Annotated in this window: 21 protein-coding genes; 7 read left to right on the top strand and 14 right to left on the bottom strand. The window is 35.1% G+C overall.

Annotation, left to right across the window (positions count from 1 at the left end):
• Both WMO38_RS04855 and WMO38_RS04850 read right to left on the bottom strand, forming a co-directional pair.
• On the bottom strand, nt 1-297 hold the full coding sequence (locus WMO38_RS04855; protein WP_349161753.1) for a Mor transcription activator family protein: 297 nt from the start codon (nt 295-297) through the stop codon (nt 1-3).
• A gap of 224 nt (nt 298-521) precedes the next feature.
• Nucleotides 522-845, bottom strand: a complete 324-nt coding sequence (locus tag WMO38_RS04850) for a hypothetical protein (RefSeq protein ID WP_349161752.1) — start codon at nt 843-845, stop codon at nt 522-524.
• Between the two features lie 42 nt (nt 846-887).
• On the opposite strand from WMO38_RS04850, the gene WMO38_RS04845 reads away from it, so the two are divergent.
• From WMO38_RS04845 to WMO38_RS04830, 4 genes are all read left to right on the top strand, one after another.
• Nucleotides 888-1,562, top strand: a complete 675-nt coding sequence (locus tag WMO38_RS04845) for an SHOCT domain-containing protein (RefSeq protein ID WP_349161751.1) — start codon at nt 888-890, stop codon at nt 1,560-1,562.
• Nucleotides 1,563-1,611: 49 nt separating this feature from the next.
• Nucleotides 1,612-2,163, top strand: a complete 552-nt coding sequence (locus WMO38_RS04840) for a DUF4230 domain-containing protein (RefSeq protein ID WP_349161750.1) — start codon at nt 1,612-1,614, stop codon at nt 2,161-2,163.
• Nucleotides 2,157-2,750: a DUF4230 domain-containing protein gene (locus tag WMO38_RS04835; RefSeq protein ID WP_349161749.1), complete on the top strand. Its 594-nt coding sequence runs from the start codon at nt 2,157-2,159 to the stop codon at nt 2,748-2,750. Before WMO38_RS04840 ends, WMO38_RS04835 begins: the two co-directional genes overlap by 7 nt.
• Nucleotides 2,751-2,987: 237 nt before the next feature.
• On the top strand, nt 2,988-3,110 hold the full coding sequence (locus WMO38_RS04830; protein WP_349161748.1) for a hypothetical protein: 123 nt from the start codon (nt 2,988-2,990) through the stop codon (nt 3,108-3,110).
• 90 nt (nt 3,111-3,200) lie between these two features.
• On the opposite strand, the gene WMO38_RS04825 is transcribed toward WMO38_RS04830, so the two are convergent.
• The 3 genes from WMO38_RS04825 to WMO38_RS04815 form a co-directional block, all read right to left on the bottom strand.
• Complete coding sequence (locus WMO38_RS04825; RefSeq protein ID WP_186836729.1) at nt 3,201-3,368, bottom strand: hypothetical protein; 168 nt, start codon at nt 3,366-3,368, stop codon at nt 3,201-3,203.
• A 372-nt stretch (nt 3,369-3,740) separates the two neighbouring features.
• Nucleotides 3,741-5,519: a bifunctional homocysteine S-methyltransferase/methylenetetrahydrofolate reductase gene (locus tag WMO38_RS04820; protein ID WP_349161747.1), complete on the bottom strand. Its 1,779-nt coding sequence runs from the start codon at nt 5,517-5,519 to the stop codon at nt 3,741-3,743.
• A 156-nt stretch (nt 5,520-5,675) separates the two neighbouring features.
• Nucleotides 5,676-7,073, bottom strand: a complete 1,398-nt coding sequence (locus WMO38_RS04815) for an NCS2 family permease (RefSeq protein ID WP_349161746.1) — start codon at nt 7,071-7,073, stop codon at nt 5,676-5,678.
• Between the two features lie 172 nt (nt 7,074-7,245).
• On the opposite strand from WMO38_RS04815, the gene WMO38_RS04810 reads away from it, so the two are divergent.
• Nucleotides 7,246-8,568, top strand: coding sequence for an MATE family efflux transporter (locus tag WMO38_RS04810; protein WP_349161745.1), 1,323 nt, complete (start codon nt 7,246-7,248; stop codon nt 8,566-8,568).
• Nucleotides 8,569-8,679: 111 nt separating this feature from the next.
• On the opposite strand, the gene WMO38_RS04805 is transcribed toward WMO38_RS04810, so the two are convergent.
• The 6 genes from WMO38_RS04805 to WMO38_RS04780 form a co-directional block, all read right to left on the bottom strand.
• The gene (locus WMO38_RS04805; protein WP_021866291.1) at nt 8,680-9,078 is read right to left on the bottom strand and encodes an ArsR/SmtB family transcription factor; all 399 of its coding nucleotides are present in this window, start codon (nt 9,076-9,078) and stop codon (nt 8,680-8,682) included.
• Nucleotides 9,079-9,103: 25 nt separating this feature from the next.
• Nucleotides 9,104-10,966, bottom strand: a complete 1,863-nt coding sequence (locus WMO38_RS04800) for a heavy metal translocating P-type ATPase (protein WP_349161744.1) — start codon at nt 10,964-10,966, stop codon at nt 9,104-9,106.
• 26 nt (nt 10,967-10,992) lie between these two features.
• A complete protein-coding gene (locus WMO38_RS04795) occupies nt 10,993-11,211 on the bottom strand; it encodes a cation transporter (protein WP_349161743.1) in 219 nt (72 codons plus the stop codon).
• Between the two features lie 255 nt (nt 11,212-11,466).
• The gene (locus tag WMO38_RS04790) at nt 11,467-12,264 is read right to left on the bottom strand and encodes a class I SAM-dependent methyltransferase (protein ID WP_349161778.1); all 798 of its coding nucleotides are present in this window, start codon (nt 12,262-12,264) and stop codon (nt 11,467-11,469) included.
• Nucleotides 12,265-12,275: 11 nt separating this feature from the next.
• On the bottom strand, nt 12,276-12,839 hold the full coding sequence (locus WMO38_RS04785) for a DUF5662 family protein (protein ID WP_021866295.1): 564 nt from the start codon (nt 12,837-12,839) through the stop codon (nt 12,276-12,278).
• A gap of 20 nt (nt 12,840-12,859) precedes the next feature.
• Entirely contained in the window at nt 12,860-14,014 is a 1,155-nt protein-coding gene (locus WMO38_RS04780; protein ID WP_349161742.1) for an AI-2E family transporter, read from the bottom strand.
• Nucleotides 14,015-14,190: 176 nt separating this feature from the next.
• Between WMO38_RS04780 and WMO38_RS04775 the strand changes: the two genes are divergently transcribed.
• On the top strand, nt 14,191-15,591 hold the full coding sequence (locus WMO38_RS04775; protein ID WP_435390974.1) for an MATE family efflux transporter: 1,401 nt from the start codon (nt 14,191-14,193) through the stop codon (nt 15,589-15,591).
• 134 nt (nt 15,592-15,725) lie between these two features.
• Entirely contained in the window at nt 15,726-16,964 is a 1,239-nt protein-coding gene (locus WMO38_RS04770) for an NAD(P)-dependent oxidoreductase (RefSeq protein WP_349161740.1), read from the top strand.
• A gap of 92 nt (nt 16,965-17,056) precedes the next feature.
• On the opposite strand, the gene WMO38_RS04765 is transcribed toward WMO38_RS04770, so the two are convergent.
• The 3 genes from WMO38_RS04765 to WMO38_RS04755 are packed head-to-tail and all read right to left on the bottom strand — an operon-like array spanning nt 17,057 to nt 21,851.
• Nucleotides 17,057-19,828, bottom strand: a complete 2,772-nt coding sequence (locus WMO38_RS04765) for an AAA family ATPase (RefSeq protein ID WP_349161739.1) — start codon at nt 19,826-19,828, stop codon at nt 17,057-17,059.
• A complete protein-coding gene (locus WMO38_RS04760; protein ID WP_349161738.1) occupies nt 19,825-20,946 on the bottom strand; it encodes an exonuclease SbcCD subunit D in 1,122 nt (373 codons plus the stop codon). The genes WMO38_RS04765 and WMO38_RS04760 overlap by 4 nt, the downstream gene beginning before the upstream one ends.
• Nucleotides 20,947-20,963: 17 nt before the next feature.
• Entirely contained in the window at nt 20,964-21,851 is an 888-nt protein-coding gene (locus tag WMO38_RS04755; RefSeq protein WP_021866301.1) for an ABC transporter ATP-binding protein, read from the bottom strand.
• Nucleotides 21,852-21,907: the final 56 nt, after the last annotated feature.

Here is a 21,907-nt window from a genome sequence, read left to right as displayed (position 1 = left end):
TTATTTCATTGTTTTTAGGATGCGCCATACGCTTCGCTCAGAGTAGTTATACTTTTGTGCCAATTGCGGTATGTTATTGCCGTCATATTCACTGATAATGGCCTTGTGTATGTATTCCTTTGAAAACAATCTGCTCGGGAATGAAATTTGCGTTCCGCGAAACAACCTGTATATCGCCAATGCGTTTTCAACACCGATTTCATCGGCAATATCTCTGTACACACCATTAAGGCCGTCAAGGTCTTTTTTCAAGAATGCCACCTCCGGAGTTTCGACCGAGTAACGGTTTAATGACATAGTACCATCTCCGACACGGCATAACAAATGACATTGTCATTGTATTTGTCACTTATTTTGCAGTATAATGGTTTACGTTGAATGAGGAATTCCATAAAAAATGCTCCTTTCCGGACAATTCTTTCGTCCGAAAAAGAGCTTGTAATTTTCGCGAATGCATATGAGCCATAAGTGATTTAGTGTAACCTAATTTGCTATTTAGAAAACGATATGGTATAATGTGCTTAGTAATATTGCAGTTTTATTACATATAAAATAAGCTTAACAATGTTAACAATGACTGAACAAAACAATGCAGGAAAAGAAGTAGCATTAGAAAATATTATTACTTCAGCGGTATAAATCCCCGGGGTGAAAGTCAGCCGTGATAAGTTTCTGGCTGAAACTTTTGCTACAGAAGATGTTTTGGATTTCGGACCGGTAGAGGCAAAAGTATCTAAAGAAAAATTAGCTGCTATTTCAAACAAACTGATATTGAAACGCACAAGCCAATCCTCCGTTGCTTCGTTTGCTGCCGGAATTCCCGGTGGATTGGCAATGGCTGCCACTATACCGGCCGATGTACTACAGTTTTTGGTATGTCGTTAAGGTTGGCACAAGAATTGTCTTACCTATATGGTGCACAAGATCTTTGGCGAGATGGTCAGGTTGATGATGAAAAAGTAAAAAACCAACTGCTGCTATATTGCGGTGTTATGTTTGGCGTTTCCGGTGCTGTGTCGGGGGTACGGGTTTTATCTACACAGATTGCAAAAACAACACTTAAAAAATTACCTCAAAAAGCTTTAACAAAAACTTTTTGGTATCCAATTGTTAAGCAAATCGGGAAAGCAATAGGTGTCAAGGTTACAAAAACCACCGTGGCACAAAGCTTTTCTAAAGCGATTCCAGTAATTGGCGGTGTTATATCAGGCAGTATAAATTTTGCGTCCATGATGCCTATGGCCAATCGTCTGCAAAAAACGCTCGACAGTGCAGCTTTTGGATATACAGAAGATGACTTGGAAAAAGACATTATTGAAATCGAAAACATTACTGCTGATAATTCCGCTGAAGAAAAAGATATTAAATCCAAATTTGTTGATAGTGGTAAAAAAACAATAAGCGGCATTTCAGGACTATTTACAAAAAAACAACCGCATGAAACCTCACGAGATAACGATGTCTTTGAAACTCTAAAAAGGTTATCTGAATTAAAGGATAATGGCATTATTACAGAGGAAGAATTCAGTAATAAAAAGGCAGAATTGTTGACTAAGCTTTAATTGCAATTATTTCAAAACAATAATCGCTTAATTTTTAGGAGGAAAACAAATGAAGCTCAGCAAAAAACTATTAAAATCAATAATTGCAGCGGTAGCGATAATAGTCGTTGTCATTGTTGCTTTCATTTTCTTTGGGCCATCGGTTAAAAGAACAATCATCACGACTTCAACATTACGGGAAGTAGTATCTATAAGCGAACTTTCAACGGGGGAGTTTTGTTACAACGGCGTTGTATCCATACCTGAAAAAAATAATCCGGAAAAAACTGATTATTCTGTAAAATACGATTCCACAGTGAAGGCTGGAATAGATGCCAAAGATATTGACTTTAAAATTGATAGAAAAAATAAGTCTGTTACGCCAATTATACCCGAAATTAAAATTAACGACGTTATAATCAATGATGGTTCAATCAGCACGATACCTGAAAACGCCACGGCTAAGTTAAAAGATACATTATCATATTGTAAAGAGGATGCGCTGAAAGAAGCCAATCAAAATGAAAAGCTTGTAGAAACTGCCAAATCAAACTTACAGGATTCAATAACTGCACTCTTAACACCGCTTTTAAAAGAAGCAGGATACAAAATTATGTGGTAAGTGAGGAAAAGAAAATGTTTAAAAAAATACTCTTGTTAATACTATCGTTGGTAATAGCATTGCCGCTTGCAGGATGCGAAAAAAAGGAAGCGGATTTCTCAGAAACAAAAGCAATATGCGAATTAGCGACGCTAAAGTGCTATTATCATAACACAAGCGAGTTAAAGCAGGATTCTTCGGGTATAGGAAAGTGGTTTGGAAACATAGGTTATAAAAAAGCGTGGATCGAATATGACGGGATAGTCAAATTGGGCATTGACGCTTCTAAGGTGAAAATAGAGCCAAACGGTAATAAAGTAAAAGTTTATGTCCCGAATGCAACAATATTGGGTGTGGATGTTGATGTTGCGTCTATTTCGGAGGCGGTTTCCGAAACAGGCTGGTTCACAAAAATAACTACCGAGGAGCGTGCAGAGACGCAAAAGAAAGCTCAGGAAGATATGAAAGCGAAAGCTGAAAGCAATACCGCTTTGTTGTCACAGGCTACACAAAGGGCCAAAGATACCATTAAGGATTACATATTAAATGTAGGATCTCTTACTGGGGTGGAATATGAAATCGAATGGATGGTAGATAATAATGCCTAAGAACAAATGGGTTTCATTTTTCTTAAGCCTGTTTTTCGGACTGTTCGGAGCACATAGCAAGATAATTGTTTAGGGTTCCGTTTAGCCGCATAACATTGATGACCGTCCGATTATTGCGGTAAAGAAAATCATAATGCAGTCTGCCTCAAGCACTGATGTTTTTAAGTTCTGTTTTCATAATAAGTAACCTCCGAATTTAATTTTTGCGTTTTGAATTGAAGTTCGGATTTATACTGTTTGGTGCCGTTATCAGAACTTGATTCATTCAATGCAACTCTTAAAAATATGGGAATTGAAAACATGATTGCATTAAGGCAGGTTCAATATAACAGATATAAGAAAAATCTAACAATAGACTAAGAAAATGCAGGGTTATATAATTTAATCCAATAATAACTTCGTTAAACCCGGATTTGACGAAGTTATGTGTTATCCAATTACAAATAAATCTTAGCCATCAGAAAGCACCATTTCAACATGCTTAACTGAAATATCAAGATAATTAGAAATCTCGTATATTGGAATTCCATTATCACTCAGAATAAATATAAGTTCATCCGTAGTTGTGCCTTTTTTTCTTTCCATTTCGATAAAATAACGAATCTGTGCATCATTCATTACAAAAACCTCACTTATATCAATATTTAATTCTAACACGCTCATCAATTGTAACAATACAATCGTTAATTTATGTTTATTATAACATAATATATCTATATTCTACAAGTAAAGTTTATAATTTGTTTACGTTTTTCTTATGATTAATTTAATCATTATTATTTTTTATTCAGAGAAAAGTCTTATTTTAGACACATTTCTACTGTACTATAATAATTGTTCAAAGACATAGTTCTTTGATTTTTCTCCTCCCTATTAGAAAATAATAAACACTAAACTAAAAAGCACTTCTACTCCGGGAAGTGCTTTTAGTTTGTCAAAAAATAATTGCCAGAAATGTGTATACACAACATCCTGGCAATTATTACAATTCTATATAATTCTTTCAAGAAGATATACTCTGTTAAATGGGAATGAAAAATAATAACCATTTACAAAATCTGAAGTTTTTTCTATTACTTCTTTTGCAATTTCAACACCAACCGATTCGCCATCTTCTTTCGTAACACATTCTTTATAACGTGCAATTATTTCATCCGATACTTCAATTCCTGTCATTTCATTTTTCATAAACATGGCATTTTTCAGGCTTACAAATGGCATTATTCCACAAAGAATCCTTGCACCTGTTTCCTGCTTTATCTGCCTTAAACGTGCAATGCCTTTATCATCAAATACAGGCTGTGTCAGGAAAAATGTTGCTCCGGCGTCCATCTTTTTTCTTACCCTCGATATTTCTACATCAAGATTTCTTCGTGTCTGGTTAATTGCACCACCATATACAATAGGTGAATTTTCAAACTGGCTCTCATTCATATCTTTAATTATATTCATAAGACCAACTGAATCAAAGTTAAAAACAGCCTTAACTGACTGTCTTACCATTGATGGTATAGGATCTCCTGTAATAACAAGAAAATTATTTATATCATTAAGATGTGCACCTAAAAGCTGCGAACGCATAGCAATAGCATTTTTATCGCGGCAGCATATATGCGGCATAACAGTCATCCCTGTTTCTTTATGAACCTTTTCTGCCATAAGAATTGAATCTGCCCTTGTTCGTCCTGACGGAGAATCAGGGAATGTAAGAACATCAACACCGCTCTTTTGCAGAATATGTGCTGCATCCATAAGCTTTTCATCATCGCTGTCAACTGGCGGTGCAAGCTCAACAGCTATAAGTTTTTTGCCTGATTTATCTTTATAAAATGACTTATCTATCGGCTTAAACATAATTTTTTTCTCATGCTCTTCGCTAAAATGTTTTACCGGATGCATATTTTTTACTGCATTTTCAAGTTTAGCTATATATTCAGGTGTTGTTCCACAGCATCCACCTACAATATTAATACCTCTTTCTGCCATATCTGATGCTTTAACAGAAAAATATTCAGAATTATCTGCAGCAAATACCATTCTGTTGCTGACTGACTGTGGGTAGCCTGCATTAGGCAATGCCGTAAGATATTTTACGGTATTAATACCCAGTTTTTCAAATATTCCATACATATGCCCAGGACCAACACCACAATTAAGTCCGGCAGCATCCGTATATTCACAGTCTAATGCATCTGATATCAATTTTTTAGCAGAAAGTCCCGAATTGCTATATCCGAACTGATTTACAGCAAACTGCACAATAACAAAAATGTTACCTTTTTCTGCAATATATTTTAAAGCTTCTTTTATATCATCCATATCAGGAAATGTTTCAAAAACAATAGCATCAACACCTGATTCTATCATAGTTTTTGCAATAACTACATACTCATCACTAACTTGCTTTTGCATATCATTATGATTATATGTTATAGGTCCAATATCTCCGGCAATAAAAATATCTTCATGTCCTTTTGCAGCTTCTCTTGCAATTTTACATGCACATTTAATACTTTCTTTAACATCTTCAATCTCATAATTAAGTGTAAATGTGTTACATGCATATGTATTTGTTCTTATAATCTTAGCACCTTTTTCAATATACTGTCTGTGTATATCATATATTTTTTTACTATCCTTAATATTGCAATATTCCGGTGGTTCTTTTGTATCATACAATGATGCAAAATAAGTTCCCATTGCACCATCAGTAACCAGAATATTACTCTTCAGATATTCAATAATCTTTTCTTTTCCATTTGCAGACATACAAATTCTCCAATCTCATTTATATCTTTTATTATACCAATATTTTGAAATACGTCAAACCATAAGAAAGTCCCCAGATATTATAAATTATTAAAGGCAGTAATCCCACTAGAGATTACCGCCTTTAAACTTAAAATGATTATATTTAGTCTTCAATTAATGAGTAAGGAAGAACATAAGTGTAAATAATACGGCAATAAGCCATGCAAATGCCTTTATTTCCTTTGCTCTGCCAGTAAATAACATAATGAAAATATATGAAATCATACCAAATGCAATACCATAGCTGATATTGTATGTAAATGCCATAAATGCAATTGTAAGAAATGAAGGTACTGCTACTGAAATATCATTCCAGTCAATCTTAGTAACCCCGCCCATCATAAGAACACCTACATAAATAAGTGCTGCTGCTGTTGCACTGCTTGGAATTAAAGCTGCAACAGGACTTAAAAACATTGCAATAAAAAATAAAACACCAGTTGTAAATGCAGATAAACCTGTACGACCACCTTCAGCAACACCAGATGAAGACTCAACGAATGTGGTAACTGTAGATGTACCACAGATAGCACCTGCACATGTTGCAATTGCATCTGAAAGCATAGCTTTTTCAAAATTAGGAACATTACCATCCTTATCAAGCATATCGCCTCTTGAACATGCACCGTAAAGTGTACCAAGTGTATCAAACATATCAACCATACAAAAAGCGAGTGCTGTAGTTGCTATGATAAGAACAAGGTCTGCTGTTGAATGATTTGCAAGGTATCCAGAGAAATTAAATCCATCAGTAAATACTTTTAAGAAAGATTCATTAGCCCATGCACCAAAAGCACTAAATGGATTAAAGCTTAAATTTTCTGTAAAGCCATTATAAAATCCCGGAACTGTGATACCAAGAACATAATATAAAACTGTTCCTCCAAGAATTCCCCAGAGAACTGAACCTTTTACTTTCTTGTATGTCATAACTGCAATAATAATTACTGCTGCGATAGTAACAAGTCTCGGCATTATAGTTGCCCATGTTGCATTACCATTTAATACATTAAATGAAGCAAGATTAACACATGTTGAAGGATCATTCACAACAATACCGGCATTCTGAAGACCTAAGAATGCAATAAACAGACCAATACCTGCTGGAATTGCCTTTCTTACGCAATCTGGAATTGCTGAGAATAATCTGGCTCTGATTCCGGTAACTGTAAGAATTGTAAATACAATACCATCGAGAAGGACTAATACTAATGCATTAGCATAAGAAAGTCCAAATGTAAAACAGGCTGTATATACGAAAAACGCATTAAGCCCCATTCCTGATGCAAGTCCTAATGGCAGATTCGCAAGAAATGCCATAAGAAATGTACCAATTACTGCTGAAAGAGCTGTTGCAATATAAACTGCATTGTATGAAACTCCTTCAAGATTTGCGAACATACCGGCATTTACCATAAGAATGTAAGCCATGGCCATAAATGTTGTAATACCGGCCATAACCTCAATCTTTACAGTTGAGCCATGTTCTTTGACTTTAAAAAATTGTTCCATTTTTTCCTCCATATAATATTTAAAAAATACGTATATATTTTATAATTTTTTCATCTATTTTTCAACAATTTTATAATTTTATTTGACAAAAAAGTTGAATGAATTATACTAACTAAGAACATTTTAATATAACTACAAATAATTACTTATTTATTATGAGGAGGAAAATACATTGAACAAAGATTTAACTGTAGGCAAACCGGAATCTGTCCTTTGGAAATTCTGTCTGCCACTATTTGCAAGCATCATATTCCAGCAGCTTTATAACATCGCTGACAGCCTTGTTGCAGGCAAATTTATCGGCGAAAATGCACTTGCAGCTGTCGGTAACAGTTACGAAATCACACTCATATTTATTGCATTTGCATTCGGCTGCAATATCGGTTGTTCAGTAATTGTATCACAGTTTTTTGGTGCGAAGGATTACAAGAACATGAAAACTTCTGTTTACACGGCAATGATTTCAACTGCCGTACTTTGTGCCGTACTTATGCTTTTCGGTGTCTTATTTTGTGGTAACTTATTAAAACTTATAAAAACACCATCTGCAATTCTTAACGATTCAAAACTTTATCTTGATATATACATATACGGACTTCCCTTCATGTTCTTTTACAATATGGCAACAGGAATATTCTCCGCTCTTGGCGATTCAAAAACACCTTTTATTTTTCTCGCCGTGTCTTCCGTAACAAATATCTTTATTGATATAATTTTTGTCAAAGCATTTAATATGGGTATTGCCGGAGTTGCATGGGCAACATTCATATGTCAGGGCATAAGTGCCGTCCTTGCTGTAATTGTAGTATTTATAAGATTATCGAAAATAAAAGTCCAACAAAGATGTCCTGTTTTTTCATTCATCATACTTGTAAAACTTTTAAAAATTGCTATTCCAAGTATTTTGCAGCAAAGTTTTATCTCAATAGGCAATATCATTATCCAAAGTGTAATTAATGAATTCGGTGCCGGAACTATTGCCGGATATTCTGCTGCCGTCAAATTAAACAATCTTGTCATAACATCATTTACAACTCTCGCAAATGGTATTTCTAATTTTACCGCACAAAATCTTGGTGCTGGTAAAAGCGAAAGAATCCGTGATGGATTTAAGGCAGGGCTCAAAATGGTCTGGATTATAAGCATACCACTGGTACTTTTATATTTCTTTGCAGGAAAACAGCTTTTATATCTGTTTCTTGATAATCCTACAAATACAGCAATTCATACCGGAATTATGTTTCTGTGTATATTATCACCATTTTATTTTGTTGTATCGACAAAACTTGTCGCTGACGGAATTTTAAGAGGTGCAGGACTCATGAGCAGATTTATGATAACAACATTTACTGACCTCATATTAAGAGTTGTTCTTGCTATAATCCTTTCAAAACAATTCGGCTCAACCGGAATATGGTGTGCATGGCCGATAGGATGGTCAATAGCAACTACTCTCTCCGTCATATTTTACAAAAAAGCAAAATTTCATATGTAGATTATATTAATACTCAGCACTTTCCTTATCTCCATGACAAAAATGGCGTATCACTCACTGATGTGAACTGATACGCCGTTTTTATAATAATCTTAATTTTTACTTTTGTTTTTATAAATCTTCTTCTATATGTTCTCTTCCCTGTGCAATTATTGTTCTCACATGACCATCCGCAAGAGAATAAAACACTGATTTGCCTTCTCTTCTGCTCTTTACAAGTTTACTCTGTTTTAAAATCTTTAGCTGATGTGAAATAGCTGACTGTGTCATATTCAGTGCAGCTGCAAGATCACATACACATACTTCTGCTTCAAACAATACAAACAGTATTCTTATTCTGGTCGAATCCCCAAACACCTTAAACAGTTCAGCCAAATCATATAATTCTGTCTCTTCCGGAAGTGTTGTGTTGACTATCTTTAATAAATCGCTGTGAACCTCAATTGCATCGCATGTCTCTGCATCTTCAGTTCTGCCAACTTTAATAGGCTTAATATCCTCTGTTCTCATCCAGTCACTCCGTTTCTTAATCTTATCATTTGCCGGCATTTAATGCACGTATTGCATTTAATACAGCAATCACCATAACTCCAACATCTGCAAATATTGCAGCCCACATATTGGCAATACCTAAAGCTCCAAGCACAAGACATATTATCTTGATTCCAATAGCAAAATATATATTTTCATATACAATTCTGATACATTTCTTTGATATATGAATTGCTTTTGAAATTTTTAAAGGATCATCATCCATCAATACAATATCAGCTGCCTCTATCGCTGCATCTGAACCAAGTGCACCCATGGCAATACCAATATCAGCACGCGAAAGTACCGGTGCATCATTTATTCCATCACCGACAAATACAAGTTTTTCTTTTACCGGTTTCTTTTCAAGAAGTTCCTCAACTTTTGATACTTTATCGGCAGGAAGCAATTCACTGTATACGTCTGTAACTCCAACTTCCTTTGCAACACTTTCAGCTACTCTCTTTGCATCACCTGTAAGCATTACAAGTTTTTTCATTCCAAGTTTCTTTAACTCTTCAAGAGCCTGCTTTGTATGCGGTTTAAGCTGGTCAGATATAAGAATATGTCCTGCATATGAACCATTAACTGCCACATGAACAACAGTTCCAACGCTGCCACATTCTTTACATTCAATGCCAAGACGCTTCATAAGCTTTATATTTCCAGCTGCAACACTAGTTCCATCAACAACTGCTGTAACACCCTCGCCGCTTATCTCATTGACATCTGAAACTCTGGTCTGGTCTATCTCTTTTCCGTAAGCCTTACAAAGACTTCTGCTTATAGGATGTGATGAGAAGCTTTCCGCATAAGCAGCATATTCAAGCAACTTATCTTCCGGAATTACTGCATCATGAATTCCAGCGACTTCAAATACACCCTTTGTAAGTGTTCCTGTCTTATCAAAAACAATATATTTTGCTTCTGACAATGCCTCAAGATAGTTAGATCCTTTTACAAGAACACCTTCTTTGCTCGCACCTCCAATTCCGGCAAAAAAACTTAGCGGAATACTTATAACAAGAGCACAAGGGCAACTTATTACAAGGAAAGTAAGTGCTCTGTATATCCACTGATTCCACGCCGGGTCAAATCCTATTATAAGACTGACAATCGGTGGTAAAACAGCAAGTGCCAATGCACCATAGCAAACCGCCGGTGTGTAATATCTTGCAAATTTGGTAATAAAATTCTCTGAACGTGATTTCTTTGAACTTGAATTCTCAACAAGATCAAGAATCTTTGAAACTGTAGAATCACCAAATTCTTTTGTTGTCTTAATTTTTATAAGCCCTGTCATATTGATACAGCCGCTTATTACCTCGTCACCCTCTTTTGCATCTCTTGGAAGACTTTCGCCTGTAAGGGCAGCCGTATTAAGAGTTGTTGTTCCATATTCAACAATACCGTCAATAGGAATCTTTTCGCCAGGCTTAACAACGATAATACTTCCAACCTCAACTTCATCCGGGTCAACTTTTTCAAGCTTTCCATCTTTTTCAATATTAGCATAATCAGGTCTTATATCCATAAGTTCGCTGATGTTTCTTCTGCTTTTACCTACAGCATAACTCTGAAAAAGTTCGCCAATCTGATAAAAAAGCATAACCGCTACACCTTCAGTATACTCACCTAGAATAATAGCACCTACAGTTGCAACTGCCATAAGAAAATTCTCATCAAATACCTGTCTGTTTAAAATGCCTTTAAATGCTTTCTTTAAAATGTCATATCCTATTACAAAATATGGAACAAGATATAAAACCAGGCTAAGCCATCCTTTTACCGGAACAAAATGTAAAACAATAAGTAAAAGAAATGCAATTATAATTCTTATCAGAACTTTTTTCTGTTTTTTAGTCATACAATCACCCTTTCTAAATGAAATGATTAGATGTAAATCTCACAATCATCTTCAACCTTTTTACAGTTCTTTAAAACATCCTGCATAACAGCCTTTATATCTGCACCATCTTCAAATTCCACATTCATTTTAAGTGTCATAAAATTGACTACTGCATCTTTAACTCCTGCAGTCTTTTTTGCTGCTTCTTCCATCTTGTTAGCACAGTTAGCACAATCAACCTCAATTTTGTAAGTCTTCTTCATAATAATCCTCCTTGTTTTGCGAAGCAAAATCCGAATCCACTGATGAGGAGAGGATTTAGCCTCCTTTTTTTTTCGAAGAACAAATGCGACCACTCTTGGGAGCAGAGGATTTGTCCTCCTTGTTTTGCGAAGCAAAATCTGATTAACTTTTATTCATTGTTTCATATGAACAATCATTCATATGTTTGATTATATTATAGCACTTACAATATATAAGTCAATATTTTTCTTTACTTTTTCTGCCTGTTTTTTTAATTATTTCACTCTTAAAATATCTACTGTATGTGCACCTGCACCAATTAAATCAGCTCTCTCACATATTGCAAGCTGATAATCAAGAAAGTACGTAAATTCCTCTTCGCTTAACTTATTAAGAAATGGTCTCATATAATTTGCAGCACCATCCGGCGAGAGAATCTTAATTCTTTCTATGCCTTCACACCTGCTGTTTAATCTGTCAATATCTTCAATTCTTACATAATCATACAAATCTTTTGTTGAATTAATTGTGTGAAAATCATCAGTAAGACGTTTATCTTTCATTACATCAAGTATATTGCGTTCTTTAAAAGCATATGTAATAACCCCGTATTCATTCATAACATATGCTACAAGAATAACACCGCCTTTTTTAGTGACACGTTTTGCTTCATTTAATGCCTTTAACTTGTCATTTTCATCAAAAAGATGATACATTGGACCAAATAAAAGTGTTACATCATAAAAATTTTCCGGAAGCTTTGATAAATTTAATGCGTTTCCCTGTCTGGCTTTTACTGAACTTTTCTTTGCTTTCAAAATCCCAAGATTGTGCTTTACAAGTTCAACAGCAGTAACATCATAGCCTTCATCTGCCAATGGAACTGAATATCTTCCGGTTCCCGCACCTATATCTAATATATGTATATTACTGTCAGCTGTTCCTCTATATCTACACTCGTTAATATAATCATGTATATACTTCATTGATGTATTAAACTCGACCCTTCCATGTCTCGAATCAAGTCTTTTTTCTTCATTAAACTTGTTATAATAAGCTTCAATCTCTGTCATTGCAGCCATAATCAATATCCTTTCTTAGTAAGTAATTCCTTTTTTATATAAGAAAAAGTTTCATCTTCACCTTTTTGTGCAAGCATTTCAAGCAGCTTATGAAGAAGTTCATCAGTATCAGGATGTATAACATAATGCCCTCTTCCTCTCATATAATATTTTAAAGAATCTGCATCTGTATATTTTTCTTTATTATAAGTTTTACTTGCTGCAACCCTGTCACAAAACATTTCAATGACATATTTTAACGGCATCTTCATTCCTACAAGCTCAGGTGTATCTTTTTTTGAGGAATAATCTATCCAATATTCATAATGATGTCTGTTTCTTCCTTTATGATGAAGCCACGCTGATGAATACCCCTCATGCTCACGCTGTGCATTATTGGGGCTTCTGTCTCCTTGAAAATACTTAACTCCCGGTATAAATTCCGTCGGTGAATATTTTGACAAATCATGTGTAAGCCCCTGCTTATACAGTCCGACACGGAAACAATGTTTCATAACCAGAAATCTATGCTCATTAATTGTTGTCAAATGTCCAAAAAAATTTTTGATAATTTTTGATACCTTCATTTTATTTCTTCCACCAAACTCTATATTTCAGTGTTTTTAACTGATTTTTCATCTGCTTTTCTGTTAATATATACCCTGAAAAGAGCATATGCAACCGAACATAATGGTATAAAAGTAAGCATTCCGGCAACACCAAACAGACTTCCACCGACTGTAACTGCAACAAGTACCCATATCCCGGGAAGTCCTACTGAACTGCCTACCACATGAGGATATATAAGATTTCCTTCTATCTGCTGTAATACGAGAAATAATATAATAAATGCCAACGCCTGAAGCGGATTAGACATACATATAAGCAGTGCTCCAACTATGCACCCTATAAACGCACCTACAATAGGAATTAAAGCCGTAACTGCTATAAGAACACCAATAAGCACTGCATATGGCATTCGTAATATCGTCATGCTTATAACAAACAGGCTTCCAAGTATACATGCTTCAAGACATTGTCCGGATAGAAAATTGGAAAATGTTGTATCCGCAATTTGCATAACTTCAAGAATCTTTTTATTGGTCTGTTCAGGCATAAGTGCATACATTACTTTTTTCAATTGTCTTGCAAGTGTTTCTTTTTGAAATAATACATATACTGAAAAAACAAATCCAATAAAAAATGTTGTAACACCTGATATTATTCCGCTGACAGCATCAATGCCGCCGGATATGACACCTTTAGTTCCATCTGTAAGAAAAGATGCTACGGATTGGAGCAGAGCTGACCAGTCAATATTGATTCCTTTTATATATTCTTCAATCTCAGGAAATTCAACAAGCTTACCAACAGCCCACTGTTGAAGCTGAGCCGCTGCCACCGGAATAACCTTAATAATCTCTGCAATCGTCTTTCCAATCTGTGGTATCAACACAATTAACACAACTGTCATTATGAAAATAATAGCAGCTAATGTTATAAGATACGAACATAATCTTTTGATACGCGGCTTTTTTTCAAATTTTTCTCCTTTGAAAAGATGTTTTTCAATAAAACGCATAGGAACATTAAATATAAAAGCTATAACAAGTCCGGTTATAAATGGCATTATAATTCCAACAAAATTACCAATAACTGAACCAAACATAGCAAGATTATTAAATATCCAATATACGAATATCAATACAATACCCGAGAAAACTATTCTTTTAACAAGGTTATCTTTTAACAGCTTTTTCATAACAACTCCATATATAATTACATAAATTTATCAATTTCGATATGTTAAAAAATATTAGTACATTATATGTATTATTAAATAATATCAAACTACATAATCTACGTCAATAAAATTTTTATTAAACAAATTCAAAAACTGTGTTAAAATAATAAAATATTTACAGCATTAAAACATATATGGAATCGAGGGTTATCATGTCTGATATCAACAATGCAAAAAAAGAAAATGATTTTTCAAAAGGAAGTATCATAGGACATATGCTTAGACTTGCCGGACCTATGACACTGGCACAGCTCGTTAATGTTCTTTATAATATTATAGACAGAATTTTTATAGGTAAAATCCCAAATGACGCAACTAATGCACTTACCGGTCTTGGGGTTGCATTTCCTATATGTACTGTAACAATTGCATTTGCCAACCTTGTTGGAATGGGCGGGGCACCTCTCTTTTCAATTGAACGAGGCAAAGGCAATGAAGATGAAGCCAAAAAGCTACTCGGAAATTCATTTTCCCTTCTTATAATATTGGGGCTGCTTACAGGTGTTACAGGATTAATCTTCAAAAAACCGCTGTTATATCTTCTTGGTGCAAGCAGTGCAACATTTGACTACGCAAATCAATATATAACAATATATCTTTGCGGAACAATTTTTGTAATGTCAAGTCTTGGTCTTAATTCTTTTATCAATGCACAGGGATTTGCCAGAACCGGTATGCTGACGGTATCAATCGGAGCGGCATGCAACCTGATTCTTGACCCTGTATTTATTTTCATCCTTGGAATGGGCGTTAAAGGAGCTGCACTCGCAACCATTATTTCGCAGTTTATAGCTGCCTTATGGACTTTTACATTTCTGACAGGTAAAAAAACTATTATAAAAATTGAAAAAGACTGTCTTATACCTAACTTTAAAAGGACAATGAAAATATTTGGACTCGGACTTTCAGGCTTTACAATGTCAATTACAAACAGTGCCGTACAGATGGTCAACAACGCTGTTCTTTCTGTATGGGGCGGCGACTTATACATAGGTGCAATGACTGTTATTAACTCAATACGTGAAGTTGTACATATGCCTGTTCAGGGAATTTCCAACAGTTCACAGCCAATCATAAGCTTTAATTATGGTGCCGGCGAACCCGAACGTGTTAAAAAAGCCATACGTTATATGTCTTTTGCCTTGCTTATTTATACTGTGTCCGCATGGATACTGGTAATGCTTTTTTCAAAGCCGCTTATTCTGCTTTTTAATGATAATCCGGCTCTTATGAATGTTACAGTAACATCCATGCATATATATTTTCAGGGATTTTTTATGATGTCATTCCAATTTGCAGGACAATCAACATTCACAGCACTCGGACGCTCAAAGCAGGCGGTTTTCTTTTCATTATTCAGAAAAGTTGTTATCGTAATTCCACTGATATATATTCTACCGCATATTGGAAATCTTGGTGTAAACGGTGTGTTTATGGCAGAACCTGTTTCTAATTTCATAGGCGGAATTGCATGTTTTGCAACTATGTATTTTACAGTTTATCGTAAATTGTCTACCAACATTGTTAAAAAATGACCAAGCTTTGTTAAATAAATATCTTCGTTGTATTTTTAAAACATATGGCATATAATTATATTAAATAAGATTTTATTTATATGTGTGGACAAGCTTTTGACTGCACAAATTAATTATATCAGGAGGGTTTTTACATGGCATTACATGTTATGGATGAGGCAAACAGATGTCTCCAATGCAAAGTTCCACAATGTCAGAAAGGATGTCCTATCAATACAAATATTCCGGTAGCAATAAGACTTTTAAAGGAAAATAAATTAAACGAAGCTGGTAAAATGCTTTTTGAAAATAATCCTCTGACTACTGTATGCAGTCTTGTATGCAATCATGAAAAACAGTGTGAAGGTCATTGTGTTCTCGGAAGAAAAGGTGCTCCTGTTCATTTTTCATCAATTGAAAATTACATATCAACAACATATGCAAATATGATGACAAATGGTCCTGCAAAGTCTAACGGCATGCGTGTTGCAATCATAGGCTCCGGTCCTGCCGGAATTACTATTGCAATTATACTTGCAAGATATGGATATCAGGTTACTATTTTTGAAGGTAAAGACAAAATAGGCGGTGTTCTTCGTTATGGAATTCCAGAATTCCGACTCCCAAAGAGCGTACTTGATGATATCGAATACAGACACCTTGAGTTAAAAGGAATTAAAATTCGTCCTAACACGCTTATCGGAAGTGCGATAAGCATTGATGACTTATTCCGTGACGGCTACAAATCAATCTTCGTTGGAACAGGTGTATGGAAACCTAATTCACTCCATATTAAGGGTGAAACTTTCGGAAATGTTCATTTTGGCATTAATTATCTTAATAACCCCGACAGCTATAGGCTTGGTGAACGTGTTATCGTAATAGGTGCCGGCAATGCTGCCATGGATGTTGCAAGAACAGCCATAAGAAAAGGAGTTCGCCATCTTACATGCTTTTCTATTACAAAAGAAGTTGCAGCAAGTCATTATGAATTCAGCTATGCTCAGCTTGAGGGTGTCCAGTTTGAATATAATAAAAAGCCAATAGAAATCAAAGACAATGGTGTAATATTTAAAGATGTAATAGAAAATGAGGATGGTTCTTTTACAGAAGTGGACGGAACCGAGACATTATACGAATCTGACAGTATTATTATATCAATAAGCCAGGGACCTCAGAATCGTCTTGTAAGCAACACAAACGGATTAAAGTCCAATGCAAGAGGACTTCTTGAAGCTGACGAGACTGGACATACATCACGCCCGGGAATATTTGCATCCGGTGATGTTGTCAATGGTGCACGAACTGTTGTTGAGGCAGTTGCACACAGCAAAATTGTTGCAGAATCAATGCATGAATATATGCAAAGTCTTCCAAAAGATGAAAGTCTCTAAAACTTTACAACCAGATAAAGTTTAGAGTCATAAATATTATGAAAATACAGGATTGTAATGTGCAGCCACATCATTACAATCCTGTATTTTTTCTAACCAGTTATTATAACTGCTTCGCTTCCACCGGTTCTTTTTTTCTTTACTATAATCTGGTTCTCAATTCTGTTTTTCAACTCACCAACATGTGATATTATGCCGATAAGACGGTTTGAATCTGCAAGCTGCCATAGAGCATTTAATGCCTGATTTAAAGACTCTTCATCAAGTGAGCCAAATCCTTCATCTACAAACATCGTATCTACCTGAATACCACCAGATGACGACTGAACCTCATCAGATAAACCAAGTGCAAGTGAAAGAGATGCCATAAATGACTCTCCACCTGACAATGTCTTAACACTTCTTACAACAGCATTGTAATGGTCATAAACATCGAGTTCCAATCCGCTTTGACTGCGTAAATTCTCAGGATTTACACTTCTTACAAGCTCATACCTTCCTGATGTCATCATCATAAACCTGATATTGGCTTTTTTAATAATTCTGTCAAAGTATGACATCTGGACATATGTTTCAAGGAGTATTTTTTCTTTTCCCGATATTGTTCCGTTTGCCGTCGAAGACAATGAATTTACTATCTGCCACTTTTTGCTTGTATTTTCAATGTCCTTATTGATTTTTTCAATTTCTGATAAAATCTTTGTATTATTGCTTATTCTTAATTTTATTGTATTAATCTGCTCTCCCAGCTTTGATGATAAGTCTGCATTTTCTTTTCTCTTTATGTTGCAATCGCTGACTTTCTGCTCAATATTTTCAATATTATCAAATGATTCAATCTGTTTTTTCAAATCATCCGCACGCTGTCTGCATGTAATAAAATTAAACTTAGCATTATCATAATCACTTTTTATCTTATTAAGTTCCTCGTCAAAAGACTTCTTTGCCGCAATTTCTTCTTCAAGCTTTTTTTTAGCCTTTTCAATATCCTCATATTTAAGCATTTTTACAATCTCAACATATTGTCCAGTCTGCTGTCTTAACGTCTCTTTTTTTACTTCCAGAGATTTCTCAAGCGATGAAATAAATTGCTTCTTTTTTTCAATATTATCTTTACATTCTGTAATTGTCTGTTCATATTCCTGCTTTAGAAGCACCTGTCTTTTTATATCAGCAATCTTATATTCACTCTCTTTTATTTTATTATTATTTTCATTCTCATACTTTATAAGACCTTCTGATATAGCACGCGTCTGTTCAACCATAGTTCCCGGCACAGTTTCACCGGAAATCGAATTCCATTCAAGCAAAAGTGTACTATGTGAAGTTTCTGCTTTTCCTTGTGCGACTCCTGATTTTGAACTGAGTTCAGAACGTATTTTCGATAATTCATCTGTTTTCTTCTTTTCATTGTCCAGAGTATCTTTATCAGGAATATCATCTGCAAGCTTTGCAATATCAGGATGAACTATAGAACCACATACAGGACATGGCTCATTATCCTTTAATCTTTGAGCCAGAATTCCCGCCTGTCCGTCATAATATGCATTCTCAAGCATTGTATATTTTATCTGCTGTTTTTTTAATGATTCATCCGCCTCATTATATTTTTTTGCATATTTATAGGCACTATTAATATTTTCTTTGTCAGCATCACAATTAAGAATAACCTTTGCAATTACCTGCCTCCGCTGATTCAAATTTTCATAAACAGCATTTTCCTTCTCAAGCATTGCATTGCAATCATCAAGCTTTTTATACAATATCTCATACTCTGAAAGTTTTTCAACCATTTTTTTCATCTTTTCAGATTCATCAATAAGATTATTTTCTTCTTTTTTTATCTCATTTTCCAGCTGTCTGTTATCCCGATTAAGGTCTGCTGCCTTATTGTATTTTTCAAGGTCTTTTGTATGCTCACTCACTTCAAGTGCCATACGACTGCTTATCTTTGCACGCTCATCATATGTTTTATATTCTTCTTCAACGTTATTATATTCTTTTTCATACTTTTTTAAATCATTACTCGCTTTATTATAATTTTCAAGAACATTGACAGCTTGTGTAAGCTTACCGGAATAAACATCTAATTCTGTTATTCTTCTGTCTGTTGCAGCCTTTTCTTCTTCAAGACCACCAAGACGCATTTTATCCCTTGCAATAATTGTACTTATCTCTGAATCTGTAGATAGCTCATACCCTTCACTATCCGACATAACTGATGAAATATACTGACTGATCATCCTTGATGATTCCTGCATTTTTCGCCCTAATTCAAGTGATTCCTGCTTTAATCGTTCCTGTAAATCAAGATATGGTTTTGTTTTAAATATTTCACGGAAAATCTCCATACGCTGATTAGTACCGGCTAACAGCAACTTCATAAAATCACCCTGTGCTATCATCGAAATCTGGGTAAACTGGTTTTTATCCAAACCCATAAGTTCAATAACCTGTCTGTTGACATTAGAAATCCCTGTAACTATGCTTCCATCCGGAAGTGAGATTTCTGCTCTTGCCGGTTCTTTTGCCATCCTGCCTTCTGATTGTCCTCTTTTTGATGGACGCATGTATTCAGGATTACGTCTTATACGGTACTTTTCACCACGCAGTTCAAATTCCATCTCAACATATGTTGCAATATCAGGTAGGGCATACCTGCATCTTAACATTGCTGATGTCCTGTTACTTCCACTTGCTTCACCATATAATGCATATGTAATTCCATCAAAAATTGTAGTCTTACCTGCTCCTGTATCACCTGTTATCAGATAAAGTCCTTTATTTCCAAGCTTGTCCATGTCAAGTTTTGTGACATCTGCATATGGTCCAAATGCAGACATTTCCAAATATAATGGTCTCATACCCAGATCTCCTCTATTATATGATTGATATATTCTCTCTGCTCATTATCCATTTGTTGATTATTCTGAAGTTCATATAATTCTTCAAACAGTTCAATTGGCTGTTTTTCCTGTCTTTGCTCAATATCAGCATCAAATGAATCATTATATTTTCTTGTCCTTGTATTATCATAATCAAGCTTCATTATATTCGGATATAATATTCTCAGTCTTCCAATTGCATCAGGTATATCCTGCTCATCTGTCAGTGTAACATATATATAATCATCTGTATTAAAAATGTGGCTGCCCGGCGTCATCAATTCTTTAAATTCACCTTTAAGATGAACCATATCATGGAATGGTTTCAGTGGTACTGTTTTTATTGTAATATCATTGTCTCCAACATCTGCTATTGTTACAGACTTCGTATGATTAATCTCAGAAAATGAATACTTTAACGGCGAACCGCTGTATCTTATACTTTCTCTTCCAACACATTGCGGTCTGTGAATATGTCCAAGTGCAACATAATCAAATTTGTCAAAAACTGTTGCATCTACATTATCAAGTGTTCCAACTGTCAGTTCTTCGGAGTCACATCTTAATGCACCTGTAACAAACTGATGTGCAACAAGAATATTTCTCTCTTCCTGATTAATATCAGCTTTGTCAATGACAGCTTTAACCGCCTGTGTATAGTTATCTGCTGTGCCAATATATTTTCTTACTCCTACAGGTTTTACAAACGGAAGCATGTATACATTAACCTTCCCAAATTCATCAAAAAATTCGGTTCTTTTCATCTCGCCATTAAATACAGGAGCTATATGAAACTTTGTATTTTCAAGAAGTCTTGCACCATATGCAATTCTTTCAGGACAGTCATGGTTACCACTTATTATAAAAATATCCTTATCCAGCCTGGATAGAGAATAAAAAAAATCATCACACAATGCTACAGCTTCCGCTGATGGCTGTGACTTATCATATATGTCTCCAGCCACCAGCACAGCATCTGCATCTTCATGTCTGATGATTTCAATTATTTCTTTAAAAATATACCTTTGTTCTTCAAGCATGGAAAAGTCATTTACTCTTTTACCTATATGTAAATCAGCTATATGAGCAAACTTCATCTTACCAAACACCTCTTCTATTCAAAGTAATATAAATAAACATCTTCAAGGTCAATATTTTCATCAACCATAACAGCCTCATCCGGAAGCTCATCTCCAACAAGGCGTAATGCAATACCATTCTTTCTCTGTCTGATATTACCAATATGATACTTCTCCTGCAGTTTGCCAACTTCATCGAGAGTACATGTAATCTCTGCTACCTTTCCATGCATCTTCTCTATAAGTTCTACAGGTGTTCCCATTGCAATAATCTCACCTTTCTTCAGAAGAAGAACATAATCAGCTATACATTCTATATCGCTTACAACATGTGTTGCAAAAAGTATAATCTTATTGCGTGAAAGTTCTGCAATATAATTGCGGATTGCAATTCTCTCTTTAGGGTCAAGACCGGCAGTCGGCTCATCAAGAATAAGAATATCAGGATCACCTAGCAGTGCCTGTGCCAAAAGGACTCTTTGTTTCATGCCTCCTGAAAATCCACCGATTTTTTTATATGCAACACCGGTCAGATTAACAACTTCAAGAAGCTCATCAATCTGTTCTTTTACCGTCTGCCCTTTTTCATTCTTTCCTTTTATTCCCTTTATCTCAGCCATATATCTTAAAAATGCTTTAGGCGAGAAATCCTCATAAAATCCCTGTTGCTGTGGCATATATCCGATTATGCCCCTGAATCTGCTGCCAAGCTTTAATATATCCTGACCATCATACAGTATACTTCCACCGGCACTTCCTTTGTCTCTTGCGACATTATCTGTAATAAGATTAATCATCGTGCTCTTACCGGCACCATTAGCACCAAGAATTCCATATATTCCCGGCTTAAAAGTATAAGAGATATCTTTAAGTGCCTGAACTGTTCCATATGTTTTGCTTAAATGCTCTAATTGTAATTCCATCCAAAAACCCTCCTTATTTTGCATAGCAAAATCCCAATTTTTCGGTGAAAGGACTT

This window comes from Lachnospira hominis (ex Hitch et al. 2025) (genome assembly GCF_040096395.1).
GTDB classification, from domain to species: domain Bacteria; phylum Bacillota; class Clostridia; order Lachnospirales; family Lachnospiraceae; genus Lachnospira; species Lachnospira hominis.
This window is presented reverse-complemented; position numbering and strand designations above follow the sequence as displayed.

Coding starts and splice junctions, on each gene's coding strand:
- WMO38_RS04855 (WP_349161753.1), bottom strand. CDS start 297: ATGTCATTAAACCGTTACTCGGTCGAAACTCCGGAGGTGGCATTCTTG.
- WMO38_RS04840 (WP_349161750.1), top strand. CDS start 1,612: ATGAAGCTCAGCAAAAAACTATTAAAATCAATAATTGCAGCGGTAGCG.
- WMO38_RS04825 (WP_186836729.1), bottom strand. CDS start 3,368: ATGAATGATGCACAGATTCGTTATTTTATCGAAATGGAAAGAAAAAAA.
- WMO38_RS04820 (WP_349161747.1), bottom strand. CDS start 5,519: ATGTCTGCAAATGGAAAAGAAAAGATTATTGAATATCTGAAGAGTAAT.
- WMO38_RS04815 (WP_349161746.1), bottom strand. CDS start 7,073: ATGGAACAATTTTTTAAAGTCAAAGAACATGGCTCAACTGTAAAGATT.
- WMO38_RS04805 (WP_021866291.1), bottom strand. CDS start 9,078: ATGAGAACAGAGGATATTAAGCCTATTAAAGTTGGCAGAACTGAAGAT.
- WMO38_RS04800 (WP_349161744.1), bottom strand. CDS start 10,966: ATGACTAAAAAACAGAAAAAAGTTCTGATAAGAATTATAATTGCATTT.
- WMO38_RS04795 (WP_349161743.1), bottom strand. CDS start 11,211: ATGAAGAAGACTTACAAAATTGAGGTTGATTGTGCTAACTGTGCTAAC.
- WMO38_RS04790 (WP_349161778.1), bottom strand. CDS start 12,264: ATGACAGAGATTGAAGCTTATTATAACAAGTTTAATGAAGAAAAAAGA.
- WMO38_RS04785 (WP_021866295.1), bottom strand. CDS start 12,839: ATGAAGGTATCAAAAATTATCAAAAATTTTTTTGGACATTTGACAACA.
- WMO38_RS04780 (WP_349161742.1), bottom strand. CDS start 14,014: ATGAAAAAGCTGTTAAAAGATAACCTTGTTAAAAGAATAGTTTTCTCG.
- WMO38_RS04775 (WP_435390974.1), top strand. CDS start 14,191: ATGGAATCGAGGGTTATCATGTCTGATATCAACAATGCAAAAAAAGAA.
- WMO38_RS04770 (WP_349161740.1), top strand. CDS start 15,726: ATGGCATTACATGTTATGGATGAGGCAAACAGATGTCTCCAATGCAAA.
- WMO38_RS04765 (WP_349161739.1), bottom strand. CDS start 19,828: ATGAGACCATTATATTTGGAAATGTCTGCATTTGGACCATATGCAGAT.
- WMO38_RS04760 (WP_349161738.1), bottom strand. CDS start 20,946: ATGAAGTTTGCTCATATAGCTGATTTACATATAGGTAAAAGAGTAAAT.
- WMO38_RS04755 (WP_021866301.1), bottom strand. CDS start 21,851: ATGGAATTACAATTAGAGCATTTAAGCAAAACATATGGAACAGTTCAG.